General features: G+C 74.7%; 20 protein-coding genes. 15 read left to right on the top strand and 5 right to left on the bottom strand.

Annotated elements, in window-relative coordinates; translation table 11 throughout:
• Nucleotides 1-20 precede the first annotated feature (20 nt).
• A complete protein-coding gene (locus tag KRAD_RS15320; protein WP_012086537.1) occupies nucleotides 21-1,142 on the bottom strand; it encodes a Gfo/Idh/MocA family protein in 1,122 nt (373 codons plus the stop codon).
• On the bottom strand, nucleotides 1,139-1,879 hold the full coding sequence (locus KRAD_RS15315; protein WP_012086536.1) for a sugar phosphate isomerase/epimerase family protein: 741 nt from the start codon (nucleotides 1,877-1,879) through the stop codon (nucleotides 1,139-1,141). Before KRAD_RS15315 ends, KRAD_RS15320 begins: the two co-directional genes overlap by 4 nt.
• Before the next feature lie 132 nt (nucleotides 1,880-2,011).
• Between KRAD_RS15315 and trmB the strand changes: the two genes are divergently transcribed.
• The 6 genes from trmB to KRAD_RS15285 all read left to right on the top strand — a co-directional run bounded on the left by trmB (nucleotide 2,012) and on the right by KRAD_RS15285 (nucleotide 8,658).
• Nucleotides 2,012-2,695, top strand: a complete 684-nt coding sequence (gene trmB, locus KRAD_RS15310; protein WP_041292134.1) for a tRNA (guanosine(46)-N7)-methyltransferase TrmB — start codon at nucleotides 2,012-2,014, stop codon at nucleotides 2,693-2,695.
• Nucleotides 2,696-2,707: 12 nt separating this feature from the next.
• On the top strand, nucleotides 2,708-3,883 hold the full coding sequence (locus KRAD_RS15305; RefSeq protein ID WP_012086534.1) for an MFS transporter: 1,176 nt from the start codon (nucleotides 2,708-2,710) through the stop codon (nucleotides 3,881-3,883).
• Nucleotides 3,884-3,892: 9 nt separating this feature from the next.
• The gene (locus tag KRAD_RS15300; RefSeq protein ID WP_041292133.1) at nucleotides 3,893-4,855 is read left to right on the top strand and encodes an LLM class flavin-dependent oxidoreductase; all 963 of its coding nucleotides are present in this window, start codon (nucleotides 3,893-3,895) and stop codon (nucleotides 4,853-4,855) included.
• A 62-nt stretch (nucleotides 4,856-4,917) separates the two neighbouring features.
• Nucleotides 4,918-6,486 carry a sugar ABC transporter ATP-binding protein gene (locus KRAD_RS15295; RefSeq protein ID WP_012086532.1) on the top strand — a complete coding sequence of 523 codons (1,569 nt, stop codon included), beginning with the start codon at nucleotides 4,918-4,920 and terminating at the stop codon, nucleotides 6,484-6,486.
• The gene (locus tag KRAD_RS15290) at nucleotides 6,483-7,553 is read left to right on the top strand and encodes an ABC transporter permease (protein ID WP_012086531.1); all 1,071 of its coding nucleotides are present in this window, start codon (nucleotides 6,483-6,485) and stop codon (nucleotides 7,551-7,553) included. The genes KRAD_RS15295 and KRAD_RS15290 overlap by 4 nt, the downstream gene beginning before the upstream one ends.
• 49 nt (nucleotides 7,554-7,602) lie before the next feature.
• Nucleotides 7,603-8,658 carry a substrate-binding domain-containing protein gene (locus KRAD_RS15285; RefSeq protein ID WP_012086530.1) on the top strand — a complete coding sequence of 352 codons (1,056 nt, stop codon included), beginning with the start codon at nucleotides 7,603-7,605 and terminating at the stop codon, nucleotides 8,656-8,658.
• Between the two features lie 57 nt (nucleotides 8,659-8,715).
• Here the strand turns inward: KRAD_RS15285 and KRAD_RS15280 are convergent, their stop codons facing one another.
• Nucleotides 8,716-9,888: an ROK family transcriptional regulator gene (locus KRAD_RS15280; protein ID WP_012086529.1), complete on the bottom strand. Its 1,173-nt coding sequence runs from the start codon at nucleotides 9,886-9,888 to the stop codon at nucleotides 8,716-8,718.
• A gap of 213 nt (nucleotides 9,889-10,101) precedes the next feature.
• Between KRAD_RS15280 and KRAD_RS15275 the strand changes: the two genes are divergently transcribed.
• The 8 genes from KRAD_RS15275 (at nucleotide 10,102) to KRAD_RS15240 (ending at nucleotide 19,285) form a co-directional block, all read left to right on the top strand.
• The gene (locus tag KRAD_RS15275; RefSeq protein WP_012086528.1) at nucleotides 10,102-11,409 is read left to right on the top strand and encodes an extracellular solute-binding protein; all 1,308 of its coding nucleotides are present in this window, start codon (nucleotides 10,102-10,104) and stop codon (nucleotides 11,407-11,409) included.
• 37 nt (nucleotides 11,410-11,446) lie between these two features.
• Entirely contained in the window at nucleotides 11,447-12,433 is a 987-nt protein-coding gene (locus tag KRAD_RS15270; RefSeq protein WP_203417583.1) for a carbohydrate ABC transporter permease, read from the top strand.
• A complete protein-coding gene (locus KRAD_RS15265) occupies nucleotides 12,433-13,356 on the top strand; it encodes a carbohydrate ABC transporter permease (protein WP_012086526.1) in 924 nt (307 codons plus the stop codon). Before KRAD_RS15270 ends, KRAD_RS15265 begins: the two co-directional genes overlap by 1 nt.
• Before the next feature lie 33 nt (nucleotides 13,357-13,389).
• A complete protein-coding gene (locus KRAD_RS15260) occupies nucleotides 13,390-15,177 on the top strand; it encodes a family 20 glycosylhydrolase (RefSeq protein WP_012086525.1) in 1,788 nt (595 codons plus the stop codon).
• 3 nt (nucleotides 15,178-15,180) lie between these two features.
• Nucleotides 15,181-16,176: an ROK family protein gene (locus tag KRAD_RS15255; protein WP_012086524.1), complete on the top strand. Its 996-nt coding sequence runs from the start codon at nucleotides 15,181-15,183 to the stop codon at nucleotides 16,174-16,176.
• A 70-nt stretch (nucleotides 16,177-16,246) separates the two neighbouring features.
• Entirely contained in the window at nucleotides 16,247-17,542 is a 1,296-nt protein-coding gene (locus KRAD_RS15250; protein WP_041293310.1) for a glycoside hydrolase family 125 protein, read from the top strand.
• Nucleotides 17,543-17,651: 109 nt separating this feature from the next.
• Nucleotides 17,652-17,987 carry a DUF8129 domain-containing protein gene (locus tag KRAD_RS15245; protein ID WP_012086522.1) on the top strand — a complete coding sequence of 112 codons (336 nt, stop codon included), beginning with the start codon at nucleotides 17,652-17,654 and terminating at the stop codon, nucleotides 17,985-17,987.
• Between the two features lie 107 nt (nucleotides 17,988-18,094).
• Entirely contained in the window at nucleotides 18,095-19,285 is a 1,191-nt protein-coding gene (locus KRAD_RS15240; RefSeq protein ID WP_012086521.1) for a sensor domain-containing diguanylate cyclase, read from the top strand.
• A gap of 18 nt (nucleotides 19,286-19,303) precedes the next feature.
• Here KRAD_RS15240 and KRAD_RS15235 read toward each other — a convergent pair whose 3' ends face one another.
• Nucleotides 19,304-19,765, bottom strand: coding sequence for a MarR family winged helix-turn-helix transcriptional regulator (locus KRAD_RS15235; RefSeq protein ID WP_012086520.1), 462 nt, complete (start codon nucleotides 19,763-19,765; stop codon nucleotides 19,304-19,306).
• Between the two features lie 80 nt (nucleotides 19,766-19,845).
• Entirely contained in the window at nucleotides 19,846-20,835 is a 990-nt protein-coding gene (locus KRAD_RS15230) for a LacI family DNA-binding transcriptional regulator (protein ID WP_012086519.1), read from the bottom strand.
• A 135-nt stretch (nucleotides 20,836-20,970) separates the two neighbouring features.
• Between KRAD_RS15230 and KRAD_RS15225 the strand changes: the two genes are divergently transcribed.
• Complete coding sequence (locus tag KRAD_RS15225) at nucleotides 20,971-22,893, top strand: hypothetical protein (protein ID WP_012086518.1); 1,923 nt, start codon at nucleotides 20,971-20,973, stop codon at nucleotides 22,891-22,893.
• The last annotated feature ends 1 nt before the right edge of the window (nucleotide 22,894 follow it).

Genomic DNA, 22,894 nt, shown 5'->3' with positions numbered 1-22,894 from the left:
GGTCTCCTGGCGCTGTCGCCCTACAGGGTGGCGGCGGCGGGGTTCCAGTCCTCCGGCAGCGGCGCTACCGGGTCGACCTTCGAGGTGACCTCCACGACGCGGCGTTCCGCGGCGGCGTCCCGGATCGCGAGCAGCACGTCGAGCACGTGGGCGGCCACGGCCCCGGAGGCGCGTTCGGTGCCCCCGGAACGGATCGCGCGCGCCAGGTCCAGCACGCCGGACCCGCGGCCGTAGGTCGAACCCACCGCCGGGATCGTCTCCGGTTCCTCGGACCCGTTGCGCCACAGCACCGAATCACCCTCGAAGGTGTTCGGGTCGGGCAGCACGATGGTGCCCTCGGTGCCGTTGACCTCGACGAAGCCCGACCGCGGCAGCGCGTGCTGGAAGGAGAACGTGGACTGGGCGGACTGCCCGCCGTCGAACTCCAGCAGCGCGGCGTGGTGGGTGGGGACCTCGACGGGGAACGTCTCGCCCGCGCGCGGCCCGGTCGCGATGGTGCGCGTCGCCACCGACCGCGACGACACCGCCTGCACCCGGCTGGCGGAACCGAACGCGTGGACCAGCGTCGTCACGTAGTAGGGGCCCATGTCGAACAGGGGACCCGCGCCGTGGGCGAAGAGGAAGTCGGGGTTGGGGTGCCAGGCCTCGGGGCCGGGGACGTGGAACATCGTCGTCGCCGTGAGGGGTTCGCCGATGTCGCCGCGGGCGATGGCCCGCAGCGCGGTCTGGATGCCCGCCCCCAGCACGGTGTCCGGGGCGCACGCCACGCGCAGGCCGGCGGCGCGGGCGTCGGCGAGCAGGGCCAGGCCGGACTCCGCGTCCAGGGCGAGGGGCTTCTCGCTCCACACGTGCTTGCCGGCGGCCAGCACCTGCTGCCCGACCTCGGCGTGGGCGGCGGGGATCGTCAGGTTGACGACGATCTCGACGTCGTCGCGGGCCAGCAGGTCCGCGACGCTGCCGGAGGCGGGCACGCCGAAGGCCTCGGCCTGCGCCGCCGCGCGGTCCAGGGCGATGTCAGCGACGAAGCGCACGTCCACGTCGGGGAACTTCGTGAGGTTCTCGAGGTACTGGGTGGAGATGTTCCCCGCCCCGATGATCCCGACGCCGACGCGCCCGGAACCCGTTCCGGTTCCCGCGCTCACCGGTCGTTCTCCTGCAGCCACGCGAAGGACTGCGCGAGGCCGTCGAAGACGTCCCCGGCGTAGGCGTCGAACTCCACGACCCGCAGCGCCTGCGGGGCGGCGGCGAGGATGGCGGCGACGTCGACCTCGCCCTGCCCGGCGGGCTGCTGGGTGGAGGTGTCGGTGCTCTTGGCCCCGTCCTTGACGTGGATGAGGGTAACCCGGTCCCCCAGCGAGCGCAGCAGCGCGGGGGTGTCGGCGCCGCCGACGGTGGCCCAGAAGGTGTCGATCTCCAGGACGACCTGCGGTGCGAGGCGGTCGACGAACAGCTCCAGCGCCGGGCGGCCCTCGACGGTGTTCTCGAGCTCCCAGGCGTGGTTGTGGTAGCCGAACGTCAGGACGTACTCGTGGGCCAGCGCGCTGAGCTCGTTCACCCGGTCGGCGGTGCGGGCGACGTCGTCGGCGGTCCGCCAGCGCTCGCTCGGCACGAACGGGTCGATGACGGTGGTGATGCCGAGGGTGTTGGCGGCCTCGAAGATCGCCGCGGGGTTCTCGGAGTCGATGACGGGCGCGTGGCCCGAGGGGGCGGTGACGCCGGCGGCGGCGAGGGCGTCCTTGAACTCCACCGCCCGCTCGTGGAAGCCGTAGGGCTCGACCTGCTCGAACCCGATCTCGGCCAGGCGCGCGAGGGCGCCGGGCAGGTCGGCCTGCACGGCGTCGCGCACCGAGTAGAGCTGGACGGAGGGTTTCCGGGGCACCTGGGGGCTCCTTCGTTGCGGAGGTCGTGAACGGACTCGCAGCCGGCGGTCACGGAGGCGGCCACCCTGCCGTGCAGGATCCTACACACCAGGCTTCCACTGGAAGGTATTCCGGTGGCCGATGATGGTCCGGTGACCGCCCTCGCCGATCCCGACGACACCACCCGCTCCTACAAGCTGCGCCGGGGCCGGATGGGCACCACCGGCCGCGCCGCGCTGGAGAACCTGCAGGGCCGCTTCGCCCTGCCCGCGGGCGAGGGCGCGCTGGACCTGCCGGCGCTCTCCGGCGGCGCGCCGGTCGTCCTGGAGATCGGGTTCGGGATGGGAGCCAGCACGCTGGCCATGGCCGAGGCGGACCCGGGCACCCACGTCGTCGCCACCGACGTGCACACCCCGGGCGTCGCGCGGCTGCTGCAGGGCGTGGACGAGCGCGGGCTGACCAACGTCCACGTCCACGAGGGCGACGGGCGGATGCTCCTGCACCGGCGGATCCGCCCCGGCAGCCTGGCCGGGGTGCGGGTGTACTTCCCCGACCCCTGGCGCAAGCCCCGCCACCACAAGCGCCGCCTGGTCGACGCCGGCTTCGCCGCCCTGGTCGCCGACCGGCTGGCCCCCGGCGGCCTGCTGCACCTCGCGACGGACTGGGAGCCGTACGCGGAGCAGATGACCGCGGTGCTCTCCGCCGAACCGGGCCTGGTCCTGGAGCCGGGCGGGCTGGGCTCCCGCCCGGCCTGGCGCCCGGTGACCGGTTTCGAGGCGCGCGGCCTGGCCCTGGGCCACCGGGTGACCGACCTGTTCGCCCGCCGCCCGCGCTGAGGGGGCGCCGACGTGGACGTCCCCGCCGCGCGGTGGCGGGCGGCGCTGACCGCCGCCTTCGGCTGCAACGGCCTGACGATGGCGGCCTGGGTCTCGCGCACGCCCGCCATCCGCGACCTGACCCACTCCAGCACCGCCGCGATGGGGCTCGTCATCGCCGGGATGTCCGTGGGGTCGATGGCGGGCATCGCCGTGGGCGGCGGCTACGTCGCGCGCAGCGGGGCCCGGGCCGTGGTGCGCACGGGTCTGCTGGCCGTCGCCGCCGGGACCGCGGTCGCGGGCCTCGGCGCGACCCTCGGCCTGGGCTGGTTGGTGGCCGTGGGCCTGGCCGGGATCGGCTTCGGCATGGGCTCGGGCGAGATCGCCCTCAACGTGGAGGGGGTCGCCCTCGAGGCGGTCGTGGGACGCACCGTCGTCCCCTCCCTGCACGGCAGCTACAGCCTCGGGCTGTGCGTGGGCGCGGTCCTGGGGCTCCTGGCCAACGCCGCGCACCTGCCGGTGCTCGCCCACCTGCTGGCCGTGGCCGCGCTGACCGCGACCTGCACGGCCTGGCTGGTGCGCCACCTGCCCCCCGCCACCGGCGCCGAACCGCGCGTGGCCGGGCGCGCCGGTCCCCCGGGCAGCCCTCTCGCCGTGTGGCGCGAGACCCGCACCCTGGCGATCGGGGTGATCGTGCTGGGGATGGCGCTGGCCGAGGGGTCGGCCAACGACTGGCTGCCCCTCATCGTCGTCGACGGGTTCGGGCTGAGCGCGACGACGGGGTCGCTGGTCTTCGCGTTCTTCGGGGCGGCGATGGCGGCCGGGCGCTTCGGCGGGGGCTGGTTCCTGGACCGCTACGGCCGGACGCCGGTGGTGCTCGCCTCCGCGGCCTGCGCGGTGGCCGGGATCGGGCTGGTCTCCCTCGCCCCCGGCATCGCGGTGGCCGCGGTGGGGGTGCTGCTCTGGGGCCTGGGGGCGGCGCTGGGCTTCCCCGTCGCGCTCTCGGCCGCCGGGGACGACCCGGCCGGCGCGGCCCGGCGGGTCAGCGCCGTGGCGACGGCGGGGTACGCGGCGTTCCTCGTCGGACCGCCGCTGCTGGGCTTCGTCGGGCAGCACGCCGGGCTGCGCTCGGCGATCCTCGTGGTGCTGGCGGTGGTGGCCCTCTCCACGCTGTTCGCGCGCTCGGTGGCCCGGCCCGCCGTCCAGTAGGTTCCGGGGGTGCGCACCGGTGTGACCCTGCCCCGCGACCTGCCGACCGCCGACGTCCTGCCCTTCGCCCGCCGGGCCGACGAGCTCGGCTTCGACTCCCTCTGGGTGATCGAGGACCTCGGCTTCCGGGGCGGTTTCGCCCAGGCCGCGGCGGTCCTCGCGGTCACCCGGCGGATCCACGTCGGTCTGGGCATCGCCCCCGCCGCGGCCCGCAACCCCGCGTTCGCCGCGATGGAGGCCGCCACCCTGGCCGACCTCTTCCCGGGGCGGTTCACCGTCGGGTTCGGGCACGGGGTGCCGTTCTGGATGCGGCAGGTCGGCGCCTGGGGCGCCAGCCCGCTCACGTCGTTCACCGAGCACGTCACCGCGGTCCGGCGCCTGCTGCACGGCGAGACGGTGACCCTCGACGGCCGCTACGTCCACCTGGACGGGGTCCGGCTGGAGACCCCGCCGGCGCACCCGCCGGCCGTCGCCGCCGGGGTCCGCGGCCCGAGGTCGCTGGCGGTCTCCGGCGCCCACCTCGACGCGACGCTGCTCGCCGAGCCCGTGACCCCGGAGTACGCCCGCCTGGCCCGCGAGCAGATCGGGACCCCGGCGGTCGAGAGGCACCGGCTGATCGGCTACGAACTGGCCGCCGTCGACGACGACCTCGCCCGCGCCCGCGCCGCCGTCCGCCCCGGGCTGGTCTGGGTCGGCCTGCCCGACGCCGCCGCCCACGTCGCGCCCTCGGCCTACGCCGAGGAGCTGCGCGCCCTGCACGCGCAGTGCGCCGACGCGGAGGAGTTCACCCGCCGGATGCCCGACGCGTGGGTCGAGGACCTGACGCTGGTGGGCCCGGCCGAACGGGTCCGGGCGCGGATCGCGGAGCTGCGCGCGGCCGGGCTGGACGAGGTGGTGCTGTTCCCGGTGGGCGAGGACCGGCTGGGCGCGCTGGAGAGCCTCGCCACCGCCCTGCCCGACGGGGGGCGCTGACCCCGCTCCCCCTCCGGCGGCTTCCTTGACGCGTCCCGAAACCCCCTCGTAGGTTCACCGGCATGGTCAACGACGACCGCGTCGACGGCGACGCACCGGGGCGGCCCGTCCCCGCCGGCCCCGCGACGGTGGAACCCCTGCTGGTCGCGCGGGGCATCGTCAAGGAGTTCTCCGGGGTGCGCGCCCTGGACGGGGTGGACCTCGAGGTGCGGCCCGGGGAGGTGCACTGCCTGCTCGGGCAGAACGGCGCGGGCAAGTCCACCCTCATCAAGGTCCTGGCCGGGGCGCACCAGCCCACCGCCGGGGCCGTCCGGTGGCTGGGCGAGGAGGTCGTCCTGCCGACCCCGGTCGCGGCGCTGCGCACCGGCATCGCCACGATGCACCAGGAGCTCGACGTCGTCGACGGCCTCACGGTGGCCGAGAACGTCCACCTCGGGCACGAGACCTCCCGGGCGGGGCTGACCCGGCGCCGCGAGGCGCACGCCCGCACCCGGGACCTGCTCCGGCGGCTCGGCCACGGCGAGATCTCCCCCACCCGGGAGGTCGGTTCCCTCTCCGCGGCGGGCAAGCAGGTGGTGAGCATGGCGCGCGCCCTGTCGCACGAGGCCCGGCTCATCGTCATGGACGAACCCTCCGCGGTCCTCGACTCCGAGGAGGTCGCGAACCTGTTCCGGGTGGTGCGGCAGCTCACCGCCGCCGGGGTCGCCGTGCTCTACATCTCCCACCGCCTGGAGGAGATCCGCCGGGTCGGGGACCGGATCACCGTCCTCAAGGACGGCCGCACGGTCGCCGCGGGCCTGCCCGTCGCCGGGACCCCCACCGCGGAGCTGATCCGGCTGATGACCGGCCGCGCGGTGGACCAGGTCTTCCCCGCCCGCACCCCCGTGCCCGCGGACCGCGAGACGCTGCTGGAGGTGCGCGACCTGGGGTTGCGGGGTTCCTTCTCCGACGTCTCCTTCAGCGTGCGCGCCGGCGAGGTCGTGGGCCTGGCCGGACTGGTCGGTTCGGGGCGCTCGGAGATCCTGGAGACCGTCTTCGGCGCCCGCCGGGCGACGGCGGGGCAGGTCCTGGTCGGCGGCCGGCCGCTGCGACCGGGATCGGTCGCCGCGGCCGTGCGCGCCGGGATCGGGCTGGCCCCGGAGGAGCGCAAGAGCCAGGGCCTGCTGCTCGACGAGCCGGTGTACCGGAACATCACCCTCTCGACGTTCGGGCGCTTCGCGCGCGGGCCCGTCCTCGACGAGCGCGCGGAACGGGCCAGCGCGCGGGAGCAGATCGCCGCCCTCGACCTGCGCCCGGCCGACCCCGACCGCCCGGTGCGGACCCTCTCCGGGGGCAACCAGCAGAAGGCCGTGCTCGCCCGGTGGCTGGTGCACGGCTGCCGGGTCCTGCTGCTCGACGAACCCACCCGGGGCGTGGACGTGGGCGCGCGCGCCGAGGTGTACGCCCTGGTGCGGTCGCTGACCGCGGCCGGCAACGCCGTCGTCGTGGTGTCCAGCGAGATCGAGGAGGTGCTCGGCCTCTCCCACCGCGTCCTCGTCGTCGCCGAGGGCCGGGTCCTGCACAGCGGCCCCGCGGACCGGATCGACGAGCACCGGGTGCTCGACCTCGTCATGGAAGGACGTGCCGCGTGAGCGAGCAGCTGCCCCCGCCCCTGTCGACGGCGGGGAGCGTCCCGCCGGACCCGGACCGCCCGGCCCCGCTGGAGCGCAGCGCACCGGCGCGCGGTGCCGGTGGGCGCGGGCGGCTCGGCGGAGGCGCCGGGCGCAGCGTCGGCCTGGTCGTCGTCCTGCTCCTGGTCTGCGTCGTGGGGGTGGCCACCGCCGGGGAGCGCTTCGCCAGCGTGGACAACCTGCTGACGATCCTGCGGTTCGCGGCCGTCATCGGCGTCCTCAGCATCGGGATGACCTTCGTCATCACCGGCGGCGGCATCGACCTGTCCGTGGGTTCCGTCCTGGGCCTGGCCTCGGTCTGGGCCACGACGCTGGCGACGCAGACCATGGCCCAGGACACCCACTGGTCGCTGATGGTCCTCACCGCGCTGCTGGTGGGCACGGTGTGCGGTCTGGTCAACGGGGTCCTCGTCGCCTACGGCCGCGTCGTGGCCTTCATCGCCACGCTGGGCATGATGGTCGCCGCCCGCGGCCTGGCGGAGGTCATCGCGAACCGCCGCACGCAGATCGTGCGGGTCCAGCCGTTCCTCGACGCCTTCCAGGGCAGCGTCCTGGGCGTCCCGGTGCTGGTGTGGGTGTTCGCGCTGGTCGCGGTGGCCGGCTGGGTCCTGCTCAACCGGACGACCTTCGGGCGGCGGACCGTGGCCGTGGGCGGCAACCCGGAGGCGGCCCGCCTCGCGGGCATCGCGGTGAAGCGGCACACGGCCTACCTGTACGCCCTCTCCGGTCTCACCGCCGGCATCGCGGCCGTCATGATGCTGGCCCGCACGACGGCCGGGTCCTCCACCAACGGCGGTCTCTACGAGCTGGAGGCGATCGCGGCCGTGGTGGTGGGCGGGACCCTGCTGGCCGGCGGGCGGGGAACCGTCGTCGGCACCGTCTTCGGGGTGCTGATCTTCGCCACCCTCACCAACGTCTTCACCCAGAACAACCTGTCCATCTCGGCGCAGTCGGTGGCCAAGGGCGCCATCATCGTCGCCGCCGTGATGCTCCAGCAGCGCTTCGCGGCCCGTTCGCGCGGCGCCTGACCGCCCGGTCCGCACCACCCCCGCACCGCCCAGGATCGAAGGAGATCCCGTGTCCGCACCCCGCACCCCGCTGCGCCGCCGGCTGATCGCCGCCGGCGCCGTCACCGCCACCGCCGTGCTGCTCGGCGCCTGCACCTCCAACACCCCCGCCGAGCCGGAGGGGGACAGCAGTTCGGCGCCCGCCGCGGCCGGCGGCAACGACGAGGAGGGCGAGCAGGTCGTCATCGGGTTCTCCGCCCCCGCCTCCGACCACGGCTGGATGGGCGCGATCACCTCCGCCGCCACGAAGGAGGCGGAGCGCTACGACGACGTCGAGCTGCGGGTCTCCGAGGGCACCAACGACGTCAACCTGCAGATCAGCCAGGTCGAGCAGTTCATCAACGACGGGGTGGACGCCATCGTGCTGCTGCCCTACGACGGGGCGGCGCTGACCGAGGTCGCCACGCGCGCCATGGAGGCGGGGATCACGGTCGTCAACGTCGACCGGGAGTTCTCCAGCCCCGCCGCCGCGCGGACCACCGTCCTCGGCGACAACTACGGCATGGGGGTCTCCGCCGGGACCTACGTCTGCGAGCAGGTGGGCGACACCCCCGGCGCGGTGGTCGCGGAGATCGCCGGGATCGACTCGCTGCCCCTGACCCAGGACCGCAGCCAGGGCTTCGCCGACGCCCTGGGCGAGTGCGGGCTCGACGTCGACAACCGCGTCGCCGCGGACTTCACCGTCCAGGGCGGGCAGCAGGCGGCGGCGAACCTGCTGCAGGCCGCGCCGAAGATCGACGCGCTGTGGAACCACGACGACGACCAGGGGGTCGGGGTGATGGCCGCCATCGAGGAGGCGGGGCGCGACGAGTTCGTCATGGTCGGCGGCGCCGGCTCGGCCAACGTCATGCGGGAGATCCAGTCCGGGGACTCCGTGGTCAAGGCGACGGTGGTCTACCCCTCCACCCAGGCCGCCGACGGCGTCCGCCTGGCCCGTCTCCTCGTCCAGCGGAAGGCGATGAGCGACCTCGTGGAGGTGGAGGTCCCCCGGACCGTCCAACTGTACGCCCCCGTCGTGACGGCGGAGAACGTCGAGCGGTACCTGCCCAGCGCCTTCGAGTCCTGAGCCGCGCCCGGCCCGCCCGCGGGCGGGCCGGGCCGGCGGGTCCGGGGCGGGCGCGGGTCAGCTGAAGCCGAACTCCCCCGACAGCACCAGGGCCGCGGCCCCCTGCAGCACGCCGTTGGCCCCGAGCTGGGCCATCCGCACCTGCGGGGCGGTCCCCTCGGTGGGCAGGCAGGTGGTCTGGACGGTCTCCCGGGCCGCCTCCAGCAGCGGGCCGTCGAGCAGCTCGGCGGGCCCGGTGAGGATGACCTCCTCCAGGTCCAGGGCGGCGACGACGGGGGCGAGCACCGCCCCGAGCCGGTGGCCGGCGTCGCGCAGGGCGCTGCGCCGGCGGGCCGGGGTCCGCCCGGCGAGCGTCCGGTCCAGGTAGGCGGGGGCGACGATGGTCTCCAGGCACCCGCGGCGCCCGCACTCGCAGGGTTCCCCGCGGGGGTCGACGGTGAGGTGGCCGATCTCCCCGGCCGCGAGCCGGTGCCCGCGCACCAGGTGCCCGTCCAGCACGAGCCCGGCGCCCACCCCCTGGCCGACGGCGACGACCATGAAGCCCGAGGGGGACGCCTCGCCGTAGGTGAACTCGGCCAGCGCGGCGGTGTCGGCGTCGTTGGCGACGTGGACCCCGACCCCCAGCGCGTGGGAGAGCCGCTCGGCCAGCGGCACCGAGCGCCAGCCCAGCCGGGCGGACTCCACCACGCGCCCGGTGGCGTCGACGATGCCGGGGGTCCCGATGCCGACGCCCACCACCCGTTGCGGCGCACCGGCGATGCCGGCGCGGCAGAGGTCCTCCAGGGCGGCCGTCGCGTCCTCCCCGCGCAGGCCGGTGACGTCGGCGGTGGTCTCGCTGACGACGGTGCCGGAGAGGTCGAGCACCGCGACGCGGGCCGCGGGCAGCCGCTGCAGGTCGACGGCGACGACGTGGTGCTCGGCCGCGCGCAGCCCGACCATCATGGCCGGCTTGCCGACCCTCCCCTCCGGGCGCAGGCCCAGCTCGGCGACCAGCCCGTCGGTGAGGAGGTCGCCGACGATCTCCGAGACGGTGACCCGGGTCAGGCCGGTGGCGCGGGCGAGGTCGGCGCGCGAGACGGGCCCCTCGTGGAAGAGGAGCCCCAGCACGACGGAGCGGTTGTGGGCGCGGGCCTGGGAGGGCAGCACCTTCGCGCGCGGGCGCAGGGCCCGGGTCGAGGTGCGCCACGGCGTCGGGTGTGGCCGCGGACCGGGGGCGGTGGGGACGGTCACGGCATTAGTTTGCCCCGCTGACGAATCCTCGGCAAGTCCCTCTTCCCCCCGCGGGCGGAGGGCGTTACATTCTTGTTAAGCAGGCGTCCTAACACTTGTCACCGGCACACCGGGGTGCGAAGACTCAAGGCCGAGTCCCCCGCTCCCCCCGCTCCCCGGACGTCTGCCCGTCCACCCCGCACCGTCGCACCCGGACCCCGAAAGGCTGCCCCCATGAACCTCACCCGGCGATCCCTGCTCGCCAGCGCCTCCGGCGCCACCCTCCTCGGTGGCCTCGCCGCCTGCGGCGGCGACTCCGCCTCCGGCGACAGCAGCGCAGGGGGCGGTGGGGGCGGCGGAGGCGGCAGCAAGGACCTCACGATCTGGTTCATGGAGGACTCCGTCCCCCAGGAGACCCAGGACCGGCTGAAGGAGACCTTCGAGAGCGAGAACGAGGGCGCGACCCTCACCATCGAGGTCCAGCAGTGGGACGGCATCGTCTCCAAGCTGCAGACCAGCCTGGCCAGCGAGGACGAGAGCCCCGACGTCGTCGAGTTCGGCAACACCCAGGTCGCGCTGTTCTCCTCCGTCGGCGCCCTGCTGGACATCTCCGACCAGGAGGAGACCCTCGGCGGCGGCGACCTCATCCAGAGCTTCATCGACGCGGGCTCCTGGGAGGGCAAGCTCTACGCCACCCCGCTCTACGCCGGCGCCCGCGTGTACTACTACCGCAAGGACCTGTTCGCCGCGGCCGGCATCGCCGAACCCACCAGCCTCGACGAGCTCGTCGCCGCCGCGAAGGCGCTGGACGCGGCCAACCCCGAGGGCAACCCCGACTTCTCCGGCATCTACATGCCCGGCGCGGACCCGCACACCAACGAGGGCTGGCTGTTCACCCACGGCGGGCAGTACGCCGAGCAGGACGGGGACACCTGGAAGGGCACGCTGTCCAGCCCCGAGTCGCAGGCCGCCCTCACCCAGGTGCAGGACCTCATGCTCCACGCGACCAAGTACGCACTGGACTCCAACGAGAACGTCCAGGCCGCGCACCAGCTGTTCAACGACGGCAAGCTCGGCATCTACAGCGCGCTGAACGTCGCCGCCGCGAAGATCGACCAGGCGATGTGGGACGCCGGCAAGGTCGCCGTCATGGCCCTGCCGGGCCTGACCCCGGGCAGCATCGGCAAGACGTTCTCCGGGGGCTCCAGCATCGGCATCTCGGCCAACAACCACAACCTCGAGCTGTCGAAGGCGCTGCTGAAGCTCATCTACGCCGACGACTTCATGACCGACATGGCCAAGATCGGCGGCTGGATCCCCGGGCGCACCTCCTTCACCTCCGCCCTGGAGGGACCGACGGGCTCCATCGCGCAGGAGATCATCGAGAACTCCGTCCTCACGCCGAACTCCCCGCAGTGGGGCGTGCTCGACGGCAACAACGTCCCCCGCGACTTCTGGGTCCGCATCGCCAAGGGCGAGGACGTCAAGACCGTCGCCGCCGACCTCGACAAGACCATCGCCGACGCCCTGAACCAGAGCTGACCGACCAGCCCACGAGGACCAGCAGGAGGAGAACGTGGTGTCCGACCAGCTCAGCGCCGGCGTCCGCAACGCCCCCACCACCGCGCGCACCGGGTCACCGGACCCGGTGCGCCGCCGGGCGGGACCACGCCGCCGCGGGTCGCTCGCCGTGCCCTACCTCCTCCTGGTCCTGCCCGTGGTCCTGGTCAGCCTGGCGCTGGGCTACCCCATGGTGCGGCAGTTCGTCATGTCGTTCCAGGAGTTCGGCCTGGCCCAGCAGTTCGGCCGCCCACCCACTTGGATCGGCCTGGAGAACTACCGGCAGGTCCTCACCGACCCGTACTTCTGGATCGTCACCGCCCGCTCGATCGCCTTCTGCCTCGTCAGCGCCGGGGTGACGATGGTGATCGGCGTCGCCTTCGCCCTGCTGCTCCAGAAGCTCTCGACCTTCGCCCGGATCGCCCTGCAGATCGCCCTCGTCCTGGCCTGGGCCATGCCCCCGCTGGCGGCCCTCACCGTCTACACCTGGCTGGTCGAACCCCGCTACGGCCTGGTGAACTGGGTCCTCACCTCCCTCGGCCTGGTCGGCTTCGAGAACTTCTCCTGGCTGGCCGGGAGCCCCTGGACGTTCTTCGCCATCGCCTCGGTCACGGTGATCTGGACGTCGGTGCCCCTGGTCACCCTCACGACCTACGCCGCCCTGACCCAGGTCGACGAGGAGGTCCTGGAGGCCGGCCAGCTCGACGGCGCCGGCGGGTTCGCCCGGCTGCGGCACATCGTCCTGCCGATCATCCGCCCGGTGATCCTGCTGATCGCCATGCTCGAGATCATCTGGGACCTCAAGGTCTTCACCCAGATCAAGGTCCTGCAGGCCAGCGCCGGCAACAACCGGTCCACCAACCTCCTGGGGACCTACGTGTACGAGACGGGGATCGGCGGCGGGAACTACGGCATCGCCTCGGCGCTGGCCACGGTCATGCTGCTGCTCGTCCTGGCCCTGACCTGGCGGTACATGCGGACGCTGATGAAGCAGGGAGACATCTGATGGCGACGACCACGGGCACCACCACCGGGACCACCACCGGGACCACCACCGGGACCAGCGCGGGGGCCGGCCTCTTCGACACCACGACCCGCTCGGCCAGGAACCGGCACCGCCCGCTGTGGAACGTGCTGGCCCTCGCGCTGGCCGCCCTCTGGGCGTTCCCCATCTACTGGATGATCAACTCCGCCCTCATGCCGGCGGACCGGCTGCGGAGCACTCCCCCGCTGCTCGCGCCGCTGGAGCCGACGCTGCGCTCCTTCGACCAGATCCTGCACACCCCCCTCTTCTGGCGCTCCCTCGGCTTCAGCCTCGCGGTGACGCTGCTGTCCATCGCGGTGTCGATCCTCGCCGCCCTGTTCGGGGCCGTGGCCCTGAGCCGGTTCTCCTTCATCGGCCGCCGCGGGGTCCTCATCTCGGTGCTCGTCGTGCAGATGATCCCGGCCGAGGCGCTGTTCATCTCCCAGTACCGCATGCTGGACGGCTGGGGCCTGCTGAACTCCGTCGTCGGGCTCTCGCTGCTCTACACCGGCCTCATCGTGCCGTTCACCGTGTGGATGCTGAAGGGCTTCGTCGACGGCGTCCCGGTGGAGCTGGAGGAGGCCGCCATGGTCGACGGCTGCTCCCGGTTCACCGCGTTCACCCGGGTCACCCTGCCCCTGCTGGGGCCGGGCCTGGTCGCCACCGGCGTGTTCGGCTTCCTCGTCGCCTGGAACGAGTTCACCCTCGCGTTCGTCATGCTCTCCTCCGGCGACCGGATGACGCTGCCGGTGTGGCTGCGGACGTTCTCCTCCAACCTCCAGGAGACCGACTGGGCCGGCGTCATGGCCGGGTCCACCCTCGTCGCCGTCCCCGTCCTCGTCGTCTTCGTCATCGTCCAGAACGCCATGACCAAGGGCATGGTCGCCGGCGCCGTCAAGGGCTGACCCACCCCACCCCCACCACCAGGAGCGCTCCTCGTGCCTGTCACCCCCTTCCCCCGTCCGAAGTCGATGTCGACGACGACCGGCAGCGGTCCCGCCCCCGGCGCCACCGTGCGCGTGGTCCTCGACCCCGCCGTCCCGGCCCAGGGCTTCCGGGTCCAGACCTCCGCCGAAGGCATCACCGTCACCCACGCCGACGCCGCCGGCCTGCGCTACGGGCTCGCGACGCTGGACCAGCTGCGCGCCGGCGTCGACTTCGCGACGACGAGCTACGACATCAGCGACCACCCGGACTTCCCCGTCCGCGGCTTCATGCTCGACGTCAGCCGGGACCGGGTGCCGACCCGGCGCACCCTGGCCCGCTGGGTCGAGGTCATGGAACTCAGCCGCATCAACGCCTTCGAGCTCTACACCGAGCACACCTACGCGTTCCGCGGGGAGCAGGCGGTGTGGCAGGACGCCTCCCCGCTGACGGCCGCGGACCTGCAGTGGCTGGACGCCCTGTGCGCGTCGAAGGGCATCGAGCTGGTCTGCAACCAGAACACCCTCGGGCACATGGAGCGCTTCCTCAAGCACCCCCAGCACGCCAAGCGCGCCGAGAACGAGGACGGGTTCACGATGCGCGGGCTGCACCGCCCGCCCAGCACCGTGGAACCGACCCCGGAGAACGCGGAGTTCGTGCAGGGTCTGCTGGAGGACGTCGTCCCCAACTTCCGGACCCGCCGCATCAACATCGGCGCCGACGAGCCGTGGGAGCTGGGCACCGGCAAGAGCGCCCAGCGGGCCGAGGAGGTGGGCCTGGGCACCGTCTACTTCGAGTACGTCACCTCCGTCATGCAGCCGTGGCTGGACCGCGGCTACGCGGTGGAGTTCTGGGCCGACGTCTTCGGCGACCACCCCGAGCTCATGGACAAGGTCCCCGCCGGGGCGATCCCCGTCGTGTGGCAGTACGACTCCCCGCAGCTGCTGGCCGAGGTGCTGGACGCCGACGGCGGGCAGGTGCAGGAGTGGCGCGCCCAGGGCCTCGACGTCACCGCCCTGCGCGACGGGTTCCGCGACCGGGCCAAGCTCCTCCTCGAGGCCGGGATCCCGTTCTGGGTGGCCCCGGGCACCAGCAGCTGGAACTCGCTGCTGGGCCGCTGGGAGAACGCCGTCGGCAACATGGTCGACGCCGCCGAGGTCGGGCTGGAGAACTCCGCGCAGGGCTTCCTCAACACCGCCTGGGGCGACCACGGCCACTGGGACCCGCCGTCGGTCGCCTTCGGCCCGGCCCTCTTCGGCGGGGCGGTGTCCTGGTCGCTGGAGGACAACCGCGACGTCGACGTCGCCGCCGTCCTCTCCGACGCGCTGCTGATGGACCCCACCGGGATCACCGGCGACGTCCTCGTCCGCTCCGGGCGGGTGACCGCGCAGCTGGGGGCGCCGCTGCTCAACGCCTCCCCGCTGGTCCTGGTGCTGCGCGAACCGGACCAGCTCAAGCCGTGGGCCGTGCCCACCCCCGAGGCCCTGGCCGCGGCGCACGCCACGCTCACCTCCTGCCTGGACGACCTGCGCGCGGCGGAACCGGCCTGCGCCGACGGCGACGTCGTGCTGCGGGAACTGGCCCAGGCGCTGCGGCTGTCCGACCTCGCGGTGCGGGCCCTGCAGGTGCGCGCCGACGACGGGTCCTTCGAACCGGTCGCGGCGGGCCGGCTGCTCGTCGAGCTCGAGGCGCTGCTGGAGGAGCAGCGGACCTGCTGGCTGCTGCGGTCGCGACCCGGGGGGCTCTCGGACAGCCTCGCGGAGTTCGGCCTGCGGCACGCGCTGCTGCGCTCGGGGAGCTGAGTCGTGCCGGTGTTCGCGTCCTCCCGCACCGGCCCCGCCACCGGGCCGCTGCGCCCGGTCCGGGTCGGCCTCGACGTCGGCGGCACGAAGGTGGACGGTGTCGCGGTCGGCCCCGGCCAGGAGGTGCTGGCCACCGTGCGCCGGCCCACCTCCACCGGTGTCGCGGGGGTCGTCGCCACGGCCGCGGCCGCGGTGGCGGACCTGGTCGCCGACCTCGTCGCCGACCCGGGACCGCCCGGGCCGGGGGCGGTCTCGGGCGTGGGCATCGGCATCCCCGGCCTGGTGGACCCGGCGGCGGGCACCGTGCGCAACGCGGTGAACCTCGGCCTGGGCCCCGACCCGGTGGACCTCGCCGGGCTGGTGAGCACCGCCCTGGGCGGGGTGCCGGTGGCCGTCGAGAACGACGTCAACGCCTCGACCCTGGGGGCCTACGCCGCCTTCGGGCCCGGCACCGACCTCGCCCTGCTCTCGCTGGGCACCGGCCTGGCCGCGGGCATCGTCGTGGGCGGGCGGCTGCTGCGCGGGTCCGGCGGGGCGGCGGGCGAGATCGGGCACCTCGCCCTGGACCCCCGCGGGCTGCCGTGCAACTGCGGGCAGCGGGGCTGCCTGGAGACGGTGGCGGCCGGTTCGGCGCTGCGCCGGGACTGGCCGCACGGCGACGAGGGCCGCTCCGCGGAGCACCTGTTCGCCGCCGCCGCGGCCGGCGACCCCGCGGCGACGGAGGTCCTGGAGCGGTGGAGCACCGGGGTCGCCCTCGCGGTGCGGACGCTCGCGCTGACCTGCGACCCCGGCCGCATCGTCCTCGCCGGCGGGGTGGCGGCGGTCGGGGAACCGCTGCTGCGCAGCGTCTCCGACGCCCTGCGGCGGCAGGCGCGGAGCTCGGTGTTCCTGCGGGGCCTCGCCCTGCACGAACGTCTGGCCCTGCTGCCCCCCGGCCGTCCGGTCGCCGCGATCGGGGCGGCGGCCCAGGCGCCGGCCGCGCGGGCCGGGCGGGGGTAGTCCGGCAGGGGTGGGTCCGGCGGGGGTGGGCCCGGCCGCGGCGGGGACCGGGGCGCACTACCGTTCCCGGATGACCGGCCTCCTGCCCGACCCCCTCGTCGAGGACCTCGCGGCCCGCGTCGCGCAGCGGGCCGGGGAGCGGGTGGGCCGCCTCTTCGCCCGCGCGCTGCGCGAGACCGTCGAGCGGACCCCGACCGTGCGCCCGGACGGTTCGGTGTTCGTGGTCACCGGCGACATCCCGGCGATGTGGCTGCGCGACTCCACCGCCCAGTGGCAGCCGTACCTGCTGCTGCTGGACCGGGCCCCCGCGCTGACCGGCGTGATCGCCGGGGTGCTGCGCGCGCAGTTCGCCGCCGTCCGCCACGACCCCTACGCCAACGCCTTCAACGACGGCCCCACCGGCGCCTGCCACGAACCCGGCGACCTCGGCGACGACCCGTGGCTGTGGGAGCGCAAGTACGAGGTCGACTCCCTCGCGTTCCCGGTCCTGCTCGCGCACCGGCTGCGCCGGGCGACCGGGCGCGACGACCTGCTCGGCGCCGACGCCCACCCCGCGATGCGCCGGGTCGTGGACCTCTGGCGCCTGGAGCAGGACCACGAGGAACGCTCCCCGTACCGGTTCGTGCGCCCCACCGACCTGCGCAGCGAGACCCTCGACCGCGACGGCCTGGGGACCCCCGTGGCCCGCACCGGGATGACCTGGTCGGGTTTCCGGCCCAGCGACGACGCCTGCGAGTTCGGCTACAACGTCCCGGCCAACCTGTTCGCCGCCCGCGCCCTCGACCACGTCGCGACCTTCGCCGCGGAGGTGTTCGCCGATCCGGCGCTGGCCCGCGACGCCGCGGCCTTGGCCGCCGAGCTGCGGGCCGGGGTGGCGGAGCACGGCGTCGTCGAGCACCCCGTGCACGGGCGGGTGTGGGCCTACGAGGTCGACGGCCTCGGCGGGCGGTTGCTGGCCGACGACGCGAACACCCCCAGCCTGCTGTCGCTGCCCCTGCTGGGGGCGTGCGCCGCCGACGACCCGCTCTACCGGGCGACGCGCGCGCTGGTGCTCAGCGAGGAGAACCCCTGGTTCCACCGGGGCACCGCCGCCGCCGGCATCGGCAGCCCGCACACCCCCGACCGCTACGTCTGGCCGATCTCCCTCGCCGTCCAGGCCCTCACCGGCGGCGACCCGGACGAGGCGGTCGCGACGCTGCGGCTCATCGCCGACACCGACGACGGGACCCTGCACGTCCACGAGGGCTTCCACGTCGACGACCCCTCGCGGTGGACGCGGGAGTGGTTCTCCTGGGCGGACGCGACGTTCTGCGAGCTGGCGCTGTCGCTGCTGGGGATGCGGGTCCTGGACCTCGACGCGGCCTGACCCCGGGAGGCGCGGTGCGCCGGAGTTGCGGACCGCACCCCGGTGCCGGACCGTCGGGAGGAGGGGTTCGACCACGAGCCACCACCGCGACGACCTGCGGAGGACCACCGTGAACGCCGAGCGCGCCGACCTGCCCGTCCCCGACTACGACCACCTGCCCGTCGCCACCCTGGCCCACCGGGTCCGCTCCCTGGACGCCGACGCGCTGGCGGTCCTGGTGGGCTACGAGGAGGAGCACGGGGCGCGCGAACCCGTGCTCACCGTGCTGCGGGCGCGGGCCGACCAGCTCGCCGCCGGGGCCGAACCCTCCGGCGGGGACCCGGCCGCGGTCCAGCCCGAGCACGCCCCGCCGGCCGACGGCGCCGCCGCCCCGAACACCGACGCCCCGCCGGTCAACCCCCCGTCGCACGGCGACCCGACGAACCCGGCCCAGCCGCGTCGCTGACGCCGCCCCGGCGGGCCGGGCGCGCGCCGCGCAGCGGAGTCGGTCACACTCGGGGGGAGTCATGACGCGGCTCGCGACTCCACCGACCCCACGGGGAGGCACTCCCCATGAGCTCCGGGTCCGGATCCTCGGGTGAGGCGCTGGCGCGCGCCGTGGCCGAGCTCGCCGCCGCCGCGAACGACCGCGCCACCCCCGACGAGCTCCTGCGCGGCCTCGCCGACGTCGCCGGCCGCCACCTCGCCGTCGACGGCGTCGGCGTCATGGTCCTCGACGAGGACGGCGGCGGGACCGCGCGCTTCGTGCACGCCCACCCGCCCGCGGTCGCAGGGCCCGAGCGGTTGCAGCAGGTGCTGCAGGAGGGCCCCTGCCAGGACGCGATGGCCTTCCAGGTCGAGGTGGTCGTGGACGACCTGGAGGACCCGGTCCAGACCGCGTGGGAGGAGTACGTCCCCGCGGTCCTCGACCTGGGCTTCCGGTCGGTCGTCGCGCTCCCGCTCGTGGCCCGCGGCCGGGTCTGGGGCGCGCTCGACCTGTACCGGCGCGAGGCGGGGACGTGGCAGCTGCCCGAGCTCACCTGGACGCGGCTGCTGGCCCAGGTCACCGCGTCCTACCTGGTGATGGCGGCCGACCGCGACGAGGCGCGGCGCGCGGAACGGGAGCTGGCCCACCACAGCGCCCACGACGCGCTGACCGGCCTGCCCAACCGGGTGCTGCTCTTCGACCGCCTGGACCGGGCGCTGGCCGCGGCCCGGCGCCGCCGGGAGTCCGTGGCCTGCCTGTTCATCGACCTCGACCGGTTCAAGGCCGTCAACGACACGTACGGGCACGCCGCCGGGGACACCGTCCTCGTCACGGTCGCCCACCGCCTGCAGGCCGCGCTGCGGGGCGAGGACACGCTGGCGCGGCTGGCCGGGGACGAGTTCGTCCTGCTCTGCGAGGACCTCCCCCAGTCCAGCCCGGAGGAGCTGTCGCACGGCCTGGACGGCGTCGTCACCCGGCTGCGCCGGGCGCTGGCCGAGCCCGTGGCCTGCGCCGGCACCGAGATCGTGGTCTCGGCCAGCATCGGGATCGCCCTCAGCGGGGAGGGCACCACCCCCGACGACCTCCTCGCCGACGCCGACGGGGCGATGTACCGGGCCAAGCGGGAGGGGGCGGTGGGGACCACCCGGCGCCGCTCGGGGCGCCGGCGGGAACGGTCCCCGGGCCCGGTGCCGCAGGCGGCTCAGCTGGAGCTGCCGTACCGCCCCGCCGACGCGGCGGGCGAGGGGCCGCGGGACGTGACGGGCCCCGGGACGTGAGGGCCGCGGGGGCTCCGCTCAGGAGCCCTCGCCGGCGCGGACGGCCGCGCCGATGACGTGGGTCAGCCCGTCGCGCAGCTGCTCCAGCTCGTGCACGTCCATCCCCAGCCGCTCGACGATCTGCGGCGGCACCCTCAGCGCCTCGGTGCGCAGCGCGCGGCCCCGCCCGGTGAGGGTCACGGCCAGCGAGCGCTGGTCCTCGGGCAGGCGCCGGCGCTCCAGCAGGCCCGCGGCCTCCAGGCGCTTCAGCAGCGGCGACAGCGTCGGCGGGTCGAGCTGGAGGGCCTCGCTGAGGTCCTTGACCGACAGGGGCTCGTTCCCCCACAGGGCCAGCATCACGAGGTACTGGGGGTGGGTCAGCCCGAGCGGTTCCAGCACGGGCCGGTACACCGACAGCACGCTCCGGGCGGCCACGACGAGCGCGAAGCAGACCTGGCGCTCGAGGGCGAGCGGATCGGCCGTCTCGTCGGTGGTGGGCACCTCCGCAGGCTACCCGTTCGCGGGCGAAGCGTTCGTGCGCGAGCCGGCGGCGCGGGCCAGCGCAGGGCGGCGCGGGTCCCTCAGGCGGACTCGCGGACCACGAGCCCCAGGACGTCGCCCGGGTCGGGCGGCGGGTTCCCCCCGCCGTCGAGGGCGTCGACCACCTGGGCGGCCAGGTGCCCGGCCTGGACCTCGGCGGCCTGGGACACCGTGGTCAGGGCCGGGGTCACCAGCCGGGCGGCGGGGACGTCGTCCACGCCGATGACGGCGACGTCGCCGGGCACGGCCAGCCCCTCGGCGCGCAGCCCGGCCAGCACCGCGAGGGCCACCTCGTCGTTGTAGGCGGCGACGGCGGTGACCGGCGGGTTCGCGCGCCGCCAGGCGGTGACCGCGCGCACCGCCGAGGCGACGTCGAGGGACACCGGCTCGACGAGCGGCGCGGGCAGCCCCAGGTCCGCGCAGCGGCGGACGACCCCGGCCAGGCGGAGGTCGGCGAAACCCGCGAGGCGGGGGTCGGTGGGGTAGGCGTAGCCGGTGCGGCGGTGCCCGGCGGCGGCCAGGTGCTGGACCTGCAGCCCCCCCACCCCGCCCTGGGAGGCGGTGAGGGCGCCGGGGCGGTGGGGGTCCTCCTCCTGCAGGACCACGACGACCTCGATGCCGGCCTGCTGCATGACCCGCTCGTCCTCGGGGGTGAACGCGCTCAGGCCGACGACCGCGCGCGGGGTGACCACCGGCCACAGGTCGGAGAGGGGCCGCTCGTCGCGGGCGTGGTGCACGAGCAGGGCGAGACCGCGCTCGGCGAGGGCGTCGGCGAGGTGGTCCAGCACCGAGTCGACCACGGGACCCGTCGGCCAGTCCGGCAGCACGCACACCACGAGGTCGCTGCGTCCCGCGCGCAGGGTGCGGGCCGCGGCGGAGGGGGCGTAGCCCAGGGCCGCGGCGGCGGCCTTGACCCGTTCGCGGGTCGCCTCGGAGATGAGGGCGCCCTCGCGGGCGTTGAGGACGTAGCTCACCGTCGTCCGCGAGACGCCGCTCGCGCGGGCGACGTCGCTGCTGGTGACCCGCCCCACGGCTCCCCCTCCCGCTCACCCGACCGCACCCGCGCCACGCGGTCCGTTGACATCCCCGGGCCCGGCCCTAGGCTAGCGAGCACCGCAGGTGACACGAGTCACTGCGGGGACACCCCTCGATGGAGAGGACTCCACGTGCAGACCGCAGCACCCCCCACGAGCAGCTCCCGGGCACCGGCCGGCCCCCACCGCCGCCCCCGCCACCTCGCCCGCGCCCTGGCCCTCGCCGTCGCCGTGACGACCGGCGCGGCGGTCGTCCCCCCGGCCGCGGCGGCCCCGCCGCGCGCGCCCGGCCCGGCGGCCCCCGGCCTCGGCACCAACGTCGTGGTCTTCGACCCGAGCATGCCGGTCGAGCAGATCCAGCAGAAGGTCGACGAGGTCAACGCCCAGCAGATCGACGCCGAGATGGGCACCCAGCGCTACGCGCTGCTGTTCAAGCCCGGCGTCTACGGCACCGACGAGAACCCGCTGCAGATGCAGGTCGGCTACTACACCGAGGTCGCCGGCCTCGGGGCGTCGCCGAGCGACGTGACCATCAACGGCAAGGTGGAGGTCTACAACCGCTGCCTGGAGGGCGGGGGCACGAGCAACTGCCTCGCCCTGGTCAACTTCTGGCGCACCCTGTCCAACCTCACCATCGACGTCAACGGCGCGGGTCAGGACGACTGCCGCGGCACGGCGAACTTCTGGGCGGTCTCCCAGGCCGTCTCGATGCGCCGGGTGAACGTCACCGGCGGGACCCTGTCGCTGATGGACTACTGCACCGCGGGCCCGCAGTACGCCAGCGGCGGCTACATCGCCGACTCGAAGACCGGCGACGTCGTCAACGGCTCCCAGCAGCAGTGGTACACCCGCGGCAGCACGATCGGCAGCTGGAGCAACGGCGTCTGGAACCAGGTCTTCTCGGGCGTCGAGGGCGCCCCGGCCGAGACCGGGTTCCCCACCCCGCCGTACACGACCCTCGCCACGACCCCGGTCAGCCGCGAGAAGCCCTACCTGTTCCTCGGCCGGGACGGGAAGTACAACGTGCGCGTCCCGTCGGCGCAGCGGAACTCCTCCGGCGTCTCCTGGGACGAGGGCCCGACCGCGGGGCGCACCCTGCCGCTCAGCGACTTCTTCGTCGCCAGCCCCTCCAGCAGCGTGCAGGAGATCAACCGGGAACTCGCCCGCGGCCGGAACCTCCTCCTCACGCCGGGGGTCTACGACGTCGCCAGGAGCATCGCCGTCAAGCGCGCCGGCACGGTCGTCCTGGGCCTGGGCCACGCGACGCTCACGGCCGTCGGCGGCGCCGTCCCCATGACGGTCGCCGACGTCCCCGGCGTGATCGTCGCCGGCGTCTCCTTCGACGCCGGCACCGTGGAGTCCCCGGCCCTGCTGCGGGTCGGCGACCGGCACGGCCGGCAGAACCCCGGCAAGAGCGACCCGGCGAACCCGACGACCCTGTCCGACGTGTACTTCCGCGTCGGCGGCCCGCACGTGGGCAAGGCCGAGGTCAGCCTCGAGATCAACAGCGACGACGTCCTCGTCGACCACACCTGGGTGTGGCGCGCCGACCACGGCGTCGAGGGTTTCGCGAACGACGACGAGCGCTGGGCGGTCAGCACCGGCCGCAACGGCGTCGTCGTCAACGGCGACCGCGTCACCGCGACCGGCCTGTTCGTCGAGCACTTCCAGGAGTACAACGTCATCTGGAACGGCGAGGACGGGACCACCGTCTTCTTCCAGAACGAACTGCCCTACGACCCGCCTAACCAGGCCGCGTGGCAGCACGACGGCGTCCTGGGCTGGGCGGCGTACAAGGTGGCCGACGACGTGCAGAGGCACCGCCTGTACGGGGGCGGGTCCTACGTCTTCACCAGCAACGACCCCTCGATCCACGCGACGCGCGGTTTCGAGGTCCCGGTCACCCCGGGGGTGAGGCTGCACCACGTCCTCACCGTCAACCTCAGCGCCGGCACCATCGACCACGTCGTCAACGACACCGGCGCCCCGGTCGACAACAGCAACACCGGCACGCCGAGCTACGTCGTCGACTACCCGGTGCCCGCGGGCACCTGAG

This window comes from Kineococcus radiotolerans SRS30216 = ATCC BAA-149 (assembly GCF_000017305.1).
GTDB lineage: Bacteria > Actinomycetota > Actinomycetes > Actinomycetales > Kineococcaceae > Kineococcus > Kineococcus radiotolerans.
This window is presented reverse-complemented; position numbering and strand designations above follow the sequence as displayed.